General features: G+C 71.7%; 5 protein-coding genes. 1 reads left to right on the forward strand and 4 read right to left on the reverse strand.

The features are described 5' to 3' along the window. The first annotated feature begins 12 nt into the window (after nt 1-12). Nucleotides 13-3039, forward strand: coding sequence for an FxSxx-COOH system tetratricopeptide repeat protein (gene fxsT, locus ACO1BR_RS05215; RefSeq protein ID WP_426793815.1), 3027 nt, complete (start codon nt 13-15; stop codon nt 3037-3039). Nucleotides 3040-3183: 144 nt separating this feature from the next. Here the strand turns inward: fxsT and ACO1BR_RS05220 are convergent, their stop codons facing one another. From ACO1BR_RS05220 to ACO1BR_RS05235, 4 genes are all read right to left on the reverse strand, one after another. Next, nucleotides 3184-7011 (reverse strand): multifunctional oxoglutarate decarboxylase/oxoglutarate dehydrogenase thiamine pyrophosphate-binding subunit/dihydrolipoyllysine-residue succinyltransferase subunit, encoded by a 3828-nt coding sequence (locus ACO1BR_RS05220; RefSeq protein ID WP_426793816.1) that lies wholly within the window; start codon nt 7009-7011, stop codon nt 3184-3186. A 249-nt stretch (nt 7012-7260) separates the two neighbouring features. Continuing rightward, on the reverse strand, nt 7261-8385 hold the full coding sequence (locus ACO1BR_RS05225; protein ID WP_426793817.1) for an ATP-binding protein: 1125 nt from the start codon (nt 8383-8385) through the stop codon (nt 7261-7263). After that, nucleotides 8382-9122 (reverse strand): response regulator transcription factor, encoded by a 741-nt coding sequence (locus ACO1BR_RS05230; RefSeq protein WP_039632823.1) that lies wholly within the window; start codon nt 9120-9122, stop codon nt 8382-8384. Before ACO1BR_RS05230 ends, ACO1BR_RS05225 begins: the two co-directional genes overlap by 4 nt. An 83-nt stretch (nt 9123-9205) precedes the next feature. After that, on the reverse strand, nt 9206-9967 hold the full coding sequence (locus ACO1BR_RS05235; protein ID WP_426793818.1) for a spermidine synthase: 762 nt from the start codon (nt 9965-9967) through the stop codon (nt 9206-9208). Nucleotides 9968-10275 lie beyond the last annotated feature (308 nt).

Consider the following 10275-nt stretch of genomic DNA (forward strand, 5'->3'; position numbering starts at 1 on the left):
GGAGACGGTCGCATGGCCGATCAGCACACCTCCGGTTCGTCCGGATCCGTTCGCCCGGCCGGCCCCAAAGAGCACATCACCATCAGCTACGCGGGCTTCGCCCGCCCGTGGGCCGCGTGGATCTCCCACCAACTGGAGCAGCAGGGCCACGGCACGACGCTGCTCCGCTGGGACCCGGAGGCGGACACCGCGCTGGTGGCGGAGCTGTCCGGGCTGCTGGAGGCCGAAGGCCGGCTGCTGATGGTGCTCGACGACTGGTACTTCCGGCTCGGCCCCAAGACCCCGGAGGAGTGGACCGACGCACTGCGCGAGGTGGTGCCGCCGCACGCCGAGCGGTTCGCCGCGGTGAGCGTGGCGGCCCAGAGCCTGCCTGCCACCGCCGCCCTGCTGCGCCCCGCCGACCTGCGCGACCTGGACGCCCGCGAGGCCCGCCGCCGGGTGCTGCAGCGGCTGGGCGTCGGCGCGCCCCGCCGGACCCCGGACGAGCCCGCCCCCGGCGAGCCCCGCTTCCCCAACAACCCGCCCGAGGTCTGGAACATCCCGCGCCGCAACAACCAGTTCACCGGCCGCGACCCCGTCCTCGAAGAGCTGCACGGCAAGCTGGCCGGCTCGCACGCGGGATCCGGCCCGCCGCTGGAGACCCGCATCGCGCTGTACGGCACCTCCGGCGTCGGCAAGAGCCAGATCGCCGCCGAGTACGCCCACCGCTTCGGCAACGACTACGACGTGGTGTGGTGGATCAGCGCCACCAACCGCGGCGCCGCCCGCGAGCAGCTCGCCGAACTCGCCACCCGGCTCGGCCTCCCCGTCGGCCGGGAGCTGGGCGACCGCATCCGCGCCGTCCACGAGGCGCTCCGCACCGGCCGCCCCTACCGCCGCTGGCTGCTGGTCTTCGACAGCGCCGACGACATGGAGCAGATCGAGGACCTGATCCCGGACGGCCGCGGCCACGTCCTGATCACCACCCTCACCCGCGACTGGTCGGGCTCCGGCAGCGCCCAGGAGATCGAGGTGCCGCCCTTCACCCGCGTCGAGAGCGTCGCCTACGCCCGGCGGCGCGCCCCGCGGCTGACACCGCTGGAAGCCGATCTGCTCTCCGACGCCGTCCAGGACCTGCCGCTGCTGCTCGCCCAGACCGCCGCCTGGCTCGACGCCAACCCGATGGCCCCGAAGGAGTACATCGAGCTGATCCGCCGCGGCGAGCCCTCCCTCGTCGGCATCCGGATCTCCTCCGACTACCCGATGGCGTTCCAGACCAGCTGGGCCATAACGCTCAACACGCTGCGCGAGCGCAGCCCCGCGGCGGTCGAACTCCTCAAGCTGTTCGCGTTCTTCGCCCCGGACGCCATCCCCGTGCCGATGCTCGCCAACGCCCGCCGCGGCGATCTGCCGGAACACCTCGCGGACCTGGCCGCCGAGCCCATCATCTGGAACACCGCGCTGCGCCGGCTGACCGAGTCCACCGCCGTACGCCTCGACTACCAGGTCTCCCAGGACTCCGACCCGGCCGTCGAGACCGCGCAGATGCACCGGCTCTACCACCGGTTCCTGCGCAGCGACATGACCGACGACGAGCGCGACCTGATGTCGCAGACCGCCTGCCGGGTGCTGGTCACCGCCGATCCGCAGAACCCGGCCGACACCCGCTGCTGGGAGCGCTACGCCGAGCTCATCCCGCACCTGGAGCCGGCCGGCGTCCTCGACAGCGCCGACCCGGCGGTCCAGCAGCTGCTGCTCAACTGCGTCGAGTACATGCGGGTCCGCGGTGAGTACCGGGTCGGCCTGCGGCTGTGCGAGCAGTTCATGTCCCGCTGGCGCAGCCGCCTGGAACCCACCCAGCGCACCCTGCTCGTCCTCACCCACCAGCACGCCAACATGCTGCGCAGGCTGGGCCGTTACCGCGAGGCCGAGGCGGTCGGCAGCGCCGTCGTCGACCTGCTCACCGCCGAGCGGGAGCCCGTCGACCCCGACCTGCTGCGGGCCCAGGACGGCCTGGCCGGCACCCTCATGGCGCTCGGCTCGTACGACGAGGCGCACGCCCTGTTCGACGCGGTCTGGCGCGCCTACGTGGGGCTGCTCGGCCCGGAGGCACCCCGCACCCTCTCCTCGCGCCACAACCTCGGCTGCGTCCTGGCGCTGCTCGGCCGCTACGAGGAGGCACTGGTCACCCACCGGGAAGTGCTCGCCTACCGGGAGCGCGAGCTGCGCGCCCGCCACTACCTCACCCTCAACGCCGGTGCCGCGCACGCCCGGACGCTGCGGCTGCTCGGCCGCTACCGCGACGCCGGCTCCAGCCAGGAACTCAACGCCCGGCTGCACCTCCAGGTGATGGGGCCGCACACCCCGCAGACGCTGCGCTCCGAGCACGACCTCGCGCTGTGCCTGCGCCGCTCGGGCGAGCCGGCGCGGGCCGGCGAGCTGATGGCCGACCTCGTCGAGCGGTCCCGCCGGGTGCAGGGGCCCCGGCACCCGGAGACGCTGAGCGTGCGCGCCGACTACGCGACCTTCCTGCGGGAGCACGGCGACCTCGGGCAGGCCCGGGACCTCGCCGACGAGGTCGTCGAGGCGTACCGCGCGCTGGTCGGCGACGCCCACCCGTACACCGTCGGCACGCTGGGCAACGCCGGGCTGGTCCGGGCCGGGTTCGGCGAGCTGTCGGAGGCGCTGGAGGCCGCCGAGCGGTCGCTCGGCGGGATGACCCGGGCCGTCGGCCCGGACCACCCCTGGACGCTGGGCTGCGCGCTGAACGCCGCGGCTGCCCGCAGCCGGGTCGACGACGAGGACGGCGCGGTGGAGCTGGGTCGCGACACCCTGGAGCGGGCCAAGATCATGCTGGGGCAGACCCATCCGCTGACGCTCTCCGCCAAGACGGCGCTCGCCGAGGACCTGCGCGCCCAGCGCCGCGGCCAGGAGGCGGCGAAGCTGGAGCAGGAGGCGATCTCGCAGCTGGCCGAGACGCTCGGCGCCGAGCATCCGCACACCCTGTCCGCCCGGCGCCGCCGGCGCCCGTACTGGGACTTCGAACCGCAGCCGGTGTGACCGCAGCCGGTGTGATGCCCGCCCGTCGCCCGACCTCCGCCCCCGGAAGACGGCGCTCCGCGCCGGCACCACAGCCTGAAGGGCCCGTTCCCACCTCGGTGGGAACGGGCCCTTCAGGCATCTACCTCAGCTGTGCGGCACCGCTCAGGCGTCGAACACCTCGGCCACCAGCTGGGCCTGCTCGGCCTGGTGGCGCTTGGCCGAACCGACCGCCGGCGAGGAGCTGTGCGGCCGGGAGATCCGGCGCAGGCGCTCACCGTGCGGCACGTCGGCACCGACGGCCAGGTCCAGTGCGTCGATCAGGTTGAGGCCGAGGAACGGCCAGGCACCCTGGTTCGCCGGCTCCTCCTGCGCCCAGAGGTACTTCTCGGCGTTCGGGAACTTGGCGATCTCCGCCTGGAGTTCCTTGCCGGGAAGCGGGTAGAGGCGCTCGATGCGGATAATCGCCGTATTGGCAGCCGCGGCGTCGTTGGCGCCACGCTTGGCGCGCTCCGCCTCCAGGTCGTAGTAGACCTTGCCGGAGCAGAAGACGACCTTGCGGACGTCCTCGGCCTTGACCGTGCTGTCGCCGATGACCGGCCGGAAGCCGCCCGTGGTGAACTCTTCCGTCTTCGACGCCGCGGCCTTCAGACGCAGCATCGACTTCGGGGTGAAGACGATCAGCGGCTTGTGGTGCGGGTTGTGGACCTGCCAGCGCAGCAGGTGGAAGTAGTTCGACGGGAGCGTCGGCATCGCGACCGTCATGTTGTTCTGCGCGCACAGCTGGAGGAAGCGCTCGATCCGGGCCGAGGAGTGGTCCGGGCCCTGGCCCTCGTAGCCGTGCGGGAGGAGCAGGGTGACGCCGGAGGTCTGGCCCCACTTCTGCTCCGCCGAGGAGATGAACTCGTCGACGATCGTCTGGGCGCCGTTGGTGAAGTCACCGAACTGGGCCTCCCACATGACCAGCGACTCCGGGCGGGCGAGCGAGTAGCCGTACTCGAAGCCCATCGCCGCGTACTCGCTCAGCAGCGAGTCGTAGACGTTGTAGCGCGCCTGGTCGTCGGACAGGTAGAGCAGCGGGGTGAAGTCGTCGCCGGTCTGCCGGTCGATGAGCACCGCGTGCCGCTGGCCGAACGTGCCGCGGCGGGAGTCCTGGCCGGCGAGCCGGACCGGGGTGCCCTCCATCAGCAGCGAACCGATGGCCAGGGTCTCGCCCATGCCCCAGTCGATCGCGTCGTCCTCGACCATCGCCGCGCGGCGCTGCAGCTGGGGCAGCAGGCGCGGGTGGACGGTGACCCGCTCGGGGATGTTGACCTGGGACTCGGCGACCCGCTTGACGACCTCCTGGGAGATCGCGGTGTCCACGAAGACCGGGAACTCGGCCTTGGGCTGCGGCACCTCGGGGGCGACCGGGGCCGTCGTGGCGTCGCGGACCTCGGTGAAGACCTTCTCCAGCTGGCCCTGGAAGTCCTGGAGCGCCTGCTCCGCCTCTTCGAGGGTGATGTCGCCCCGGCCGATCAGCGACTCGGTGTAGAGCTTGCGCACCGAGCGCTTCTTGTCGATCAGGTCGTACATCAGCGGCTGGGTGAAGGCCGGGTTGTCCGACTCGTTGTGGCCGCGGCGGCGGTAGCAGATGAGGTCGATGACCACGTCCTTGTTGAACGCCTGGCGGAACTCGAAGGCGAGCCGGGCGACGCGGACGACGGCCTCGGGGTCGTCACCGTTGACGTGGAAGATCGGCGCCTCGATCATGCGGGCCACGTCCGTGGCGTACATGGAGGAGCGCGAGGACTCCGGCGCGGCGGTGAAGCCGACCTGGTTGTTGATGACGACGTGGACGGTGCCGCCGGTGCGGTAGCCGCGCAGCTGCGACATGTTCAGCGTCTCGGCGACCACGCCCTGGCCGGCGAACGCGGCGTCACCGTGCAGCTGGATCGGCAGGACCGTGAAGTCCGTGCCGCCCTTGTTGATGATGTCCTGCTTGGCGCGGGAGATGCCCTCGACGATCGGGTCGACGGCCTCCAGGTGGGAGGGGTTCGCGGCCAGCGAGACGGTGATCTGCTCGCCGTCCAGGCCGGTGAAGGTGCCCTCGGCGCCCAGGTGGTACTTCACGTCGCCGGAGCCGTGCATCGACTTCGGGTCGAGGTTGCCCTCGAACTCCCGGAAGATCTGCGCGTACGACTTGCCGACGATGTTCGCCAGGACGTTGAGCCGGCCGCGGTGGGCCATGCCGATGACGACCTCGTCGAGGCGCGACTCGGCCGCGGAGTCGATGACCGCGTCCAGCAGCGGGATGACGGACTCGCCGCCCTCCAGCGAGAAGCGCTTCTGGCCGACGTACTTGGTCTGCAGGAAGGTCTCGAACGCCTCGGCGGAGTTCAGCCGGCGCAGGATCCGCAGCTGCTCGTCGCGCTCCGGCGACTTGTGCGGGCGCTCGACCCGGTCCTGGATCCACTTGCGCTGCTTGGGGTCCTGGATGTGCATGAACTCGATGCCGGTGGTGCGGCAGTACGAGTCGCGCAGCACGCCCAGGATGTCGCGCAGCTTCATCATGGACTTGCCGGAGAAGCCGCCGACCGCGAACTCGCGCTCCAGGTCCCACAGGGTGAGGCCGTGCTCGGTGATGTCGAGGTCGGGGTGCTTGCGCTGGTGGTACTCCAGCGGGTCGGTGTCGGCCATGACGTGGCCGCGGACCCGGTAGGAGTGGATCAGCTCGAAGACCCGGGCGGCCTTGGTGACGTCGTCGTCGTGCGAGGCGTCGATGTCCCGCAGCCAGCGGACCGGCTCGTACGGGATCCGCAGCGACTTGAAGATGTCGTCGAAGAAATCGTTCTCGCCGAGCAGCAGCTGGTTCATGATGCGCAGGAACTCGCCGGAGGCGGCGCCCTGGATCACGCGGTGGTCGTAGGTGCTGGTCAGCGTCATGACCTTGGCGACACCCAGCTTGTTCAGGGCGTCCTGGGAGGTGCCCTGGAACTCGGCCGGGTAGTCCATCGAGCCGACGCCCATGATCATGGACTGGCCGGGCATCAGGCGGGGCACCGAGTGGACGGTGCCGATGCCGCCGGGGTTCGTCAGCGACGCGGTGACCCCGGTGAAGTCGTCCATCGTCAGCTTGTTGTCCCGGGCCCGGCGGACGATGTCCTCGTAGGCCTGCCAGAACTCGAAGAAGCTCAGCGTCTCGGCCTTCTTGATGGCCGCGACGACCAGCTGGCGCTCGCCGTTCGGCTTGACCAGGTCGATGGCCAGACCGAGGTTGATGTGCGCCGGCTTGACCAGCGTGGGCTTGCCGTCCTTCTCCGCGAAGTGGCTGTTCATCGACGGCATGGCCTTGAGGGCCTGCACCATCGCGTAGCCGATGAGGTGGGTGAAGGAGACCTTCCCGCCCCGGGCGCGCTTGAGGTGGTTGTTGATGACGATGCGGTTGTCGAAGAGCAGCTTCACCGGGATCGCGCGGACGGACGTGGCCGTCGGCAGTTCCAGGGAGGCGTTCATGTTCTTCGCAACGGCGGCCGACGGGCCCCGCAGGGTGACGTACTCCGGGCCCTCGGGGGCCTGGCCGTCAGCGACCTGCTTGGCGGTGGGCTTGGCCGGGGCCGCCTTCGCCGGCGCGGGCTTCGCGGGCGCGGCCTGCGCGGGGGCCGGAGCGCTCGCGGCAGGCTTCGCCGGGGTGGCCGGCTGGGCCGCGGCCTGCACGGCCGGCTTCGGCTCGACCGCGGCGGGCGCGACCGGTGCGGCCGGAGCCGCCGGGGCCGGTGCGGCCGGAGCGGGGGCGGCAGCCTCCGCCGGCTGGCTCGGCGCGGTGGCGCCGCCCGGCTTGTAGTCGGCGAAGAAGTCCCACCAGGCTCGGTCTACCGAGTTCGGGTCCTGGAGGTACTGCTGGTAGATCTCGTCGACGAGCCACTCATTGGGACCGAACGCAGCGGCAGGGTTCTTCCCCTGCCCCGCTTGGTCCGTCGAGACACTCGCACTGTTGGGGGACTGTAGCGACACGGCGGCAACCGCCCTCTTCCGCTTCCTAAGGTGGTGGACAGCGGGAATAAAGGCTACGCCTCTTGTGACCTTTGGTGCAGTCCGGGAGGGCCACTCGTCGCGCACGTCACATTCACCGAAGGGTTTCAGGGCATGACTTGGCGGGAAATACCCGGGGTTTGCCCGCGTGCGGGTAGCACTCATCGCCGTTGCATCGCCGTTGCACCCCCGGAACGAGTGCTCCCACCACCGACCCTACGTCAGCGGGCGTCAGCCCCGGGTTGACTCCAGCCCCGGAAGGGTGACCCGGATCCGGCAACCGCGGAGTGATTCGGCCACCCCGATGCGCCCGCCGTGCAGGTCCACCGCCCAGCGCGCGATCGCCAGGCCCAGTCCCGTACCGCCGTCGGTGCCCGGACCCGAGGGGCCGGGCCCGCCGCGGTTGAACCGCTCGAAGACCCGGTGGCGCTCCGACTCGGGGATGCCGGGGCCCTCGTCCCGCACCTCCAGCTCCAGGCCCTCCGGCCCCTCGCCGCGCCGTGCGCGCACCGTGACCCGGCCGTGCCGCGGGCTGTGCTTGATCGCGTTGTCGATGAGATTCGCCACGACCTGGTGGAGCCGCTCGGCGTCCGCGTACGCGGTCAGCTCCGGGGGCGACACATCGAGGTGCAGGTGGACGTCGGTCCGCGTATGGGTGCCGGAGCTGGCCAGCCCGGAGAGCGTGGAGGCGCCGCGGCTCATGTTGGCCTCCTTGAGCACCCCGGACAGGTACGGCCAGACCTCGAAGCGGCGGGTGTGCAGCGGCACCACGCCGTTGTCCAGGCGCGACAGGTCCAGGAGGTGCTCCACCAGCCGGCCCAGCCGCTCGGTCTGCTTCAGCGCCGTCCGCATGGTCTCCGGGTCCGGCTCGCAGACCCCGTCGACGACGTTCTCCAGCACCGCGCGCAGCGCCGCGATGGGGGTGCGCAGCTCGTGCGAGACGTTGGCGACCAGCTCCTTGCGGTGGGTGTCCACCGCCTCCAGGTCGGCCGCCATGCGGTTGAAGGCGTCCGCCAGGTCCCCGAACTCGTCGCGGCGGTCCGCGCGCACCCGGCGGGTGTAGTCACCGTGCGCCATCGCCCGGGTCACATCGGTCATCTCACCGAGCGGCGCGGTCAGGCTGTTCGCCACGAACTGGGTGATCAGCAGCGAGGCGATGATCGAGAAGACCGTGATCACCCGCAGCTCGGTCGCCGAGTGCATCGCGACGAACACCAGGAGTGTGGTGATGATCACCGAGACGATGACCAGTGCGCCGAGCGCCGCCTTGACGGAGCGGTACGGATCGAGGGGCCGCAGGCCCTCCCAGACCCGCTGCCACAGTCCGCGCACGCCCGTCCGCCAGCGCCGCGTCATGCCGGCGGGGTCTCCAGGGCGTACCCGACGCCGTGGACCGTGCGGATCCGCTCGGCGCCGATCTTGCGGCGCAGCGCCTTGATGTGGCTGTCGACCGTACGCGTCCCGGAGGCGTCCGCCCAGTCCCAGACCTCGGCGAGCAGCTGCTCGCGGGAGAGCACCGCGCGCGGGGTGTTCGCCAGGCAGACCAGCAGGTCGAACTCGGTGGGTGTCAGGTGCACGTCCGCGCCGCGCACCCGGACCCGGCGCTGCGCGTGGTCGATCTCCAGCTCACCCAGCCGCAGGATGCCGCTGCGCGGGGTGTGCGCGGCCAGGGCGGCGCGCTCGACCCGGCGCAGCAGCACGTGCACCCGGGCGGCCAGCTCCCGCATGGAGAACGGCTTGGTCATGTAGTCGTCGGCGCCGACCCCGAGGCCGACGAGCATGTCGGTCTCGTCGTCCCGGGCGGTGAGCATCATCACCGGCACCGGGCGCTGCGCCTGCACCCGGCGGCACACCTCCAGGCCGTCGAAGCCCGGCAGCATCACGTCGAGGACGAGCAGATCCGGCTGCCACGCCTCGGCGGTGTCCACCGCGGCCGGGCCGTCGGTGGCCGTCTGCACCTGGAAGCCCTCGGCGCGCAGCCGGGCCGCGATGGCTTCGACGATCGTCGGATCGTCCTCCACGACCAGCACCCGGCGCTGGGCGCCCGGCGTGGCCGCGGTGGTGCCGCCCTGGGTTGTCTGAGTCTGGTCCATCGCCCGCCCCTGCATGTGCCCTGCGTGGTCGCGTCTTGCTGGGCAGCAGCGTAAGGGCATGGTGTGACCGTCGGCTACGCACCCTACGCGGACCGGAGCGCGAGGTGGACGACGTCCGGGACTCCACGGGCAACGAGGATCTCTTCCGTCCGTACCCCGTCGAATCCGGCATTTCGCAGGGCCAGTTCGAACTCCGCGGACGGCTGCGCCGACCACACGGCGAGCACCCCGCCGGGCGTCAGCCGGTCCCGGCAGGCGGCCAGCCCGGCGGGGGAGTAGAGGCTGTCGTTGTCCTCGGTGACGGTCCAGTCGGGGCCGTTGTCGATGTCCAGGCACAGTGCGTCGTAGGGGAGTTGGCCCGCGCCGTCGTGGAGGTACGCCACCAGGTCGGTGTGCAGGATCTCGGTGCGCGGATCGGCCAGCGCCTCCCCCGAGACGGCCGAGAGCGGACCCGTGCGGTGCCAGTCGATCACCGCCGCCTCGCGCTCGGCCACCGCGATCCGGCCCCAGCGCGGTTCGGCGGCGGCCCGCGCCAGCGAAAAGCCGACGCCCAGCCCGCCGATGAGGACGGCGGGGTGCGCGCGACCGGCCGGCAGCGCGGCCAGCGCGGCGTCGATCAGCAGCCGCTCGGAGCGCCCGTCGGAGGTGTCCATCAGGAAGCAGCCATTGGCGATGATCTCGTAGACGGGCCCGTCGGACCCGGGCGCCGCAAGGGTTCCGGGGCCCTCGGCGGCCGGGCCCCGCTGCCGCAACACCACCTCCCCGTACGGGCCCTGACGGCGGTCGAGGGTGCGTGCGGTCGACTCGGGGCCGGCGGTCGGATGCCAGGGGTGGGCGGGATCCATACGGCCATCTTGGCCAACGCCGGGTGCGCCGGTCCAACGGCGGGCGGACGGTGGCGGAGGGAGGGTTCCGGGCAACGTCGTGTGCTCCACAAAGGTTGAGTGACGTGACGGATCTCACGTACACAGCTGGCTCATGGGTTGAGCGGGCACAGTGGTCGCGGACGTTGTGCAGGGCGGTGGAGCGGCGGGTCCGTCGGGAACGGCGGAACCGCGGGAATCCGCGAGAAAGGGGCCTTGGGCAGTGAGCACACTGGAGACGGCCGGGGGTGCGCCGGTCGATGAAGGGCCCGGCGTCGGCCCGCGGGCCG

Origin of the sequence: Streptomyces sp. YGL11-2 (assembly GCF_050054615.1) — a bacterium.
In the GTDB taxonomy this organism is placed as follows: Bacteria; Actinomycetota; Actinomycetes; order Streptomycetales; family Streptomycetaceae; genus Streptomyces.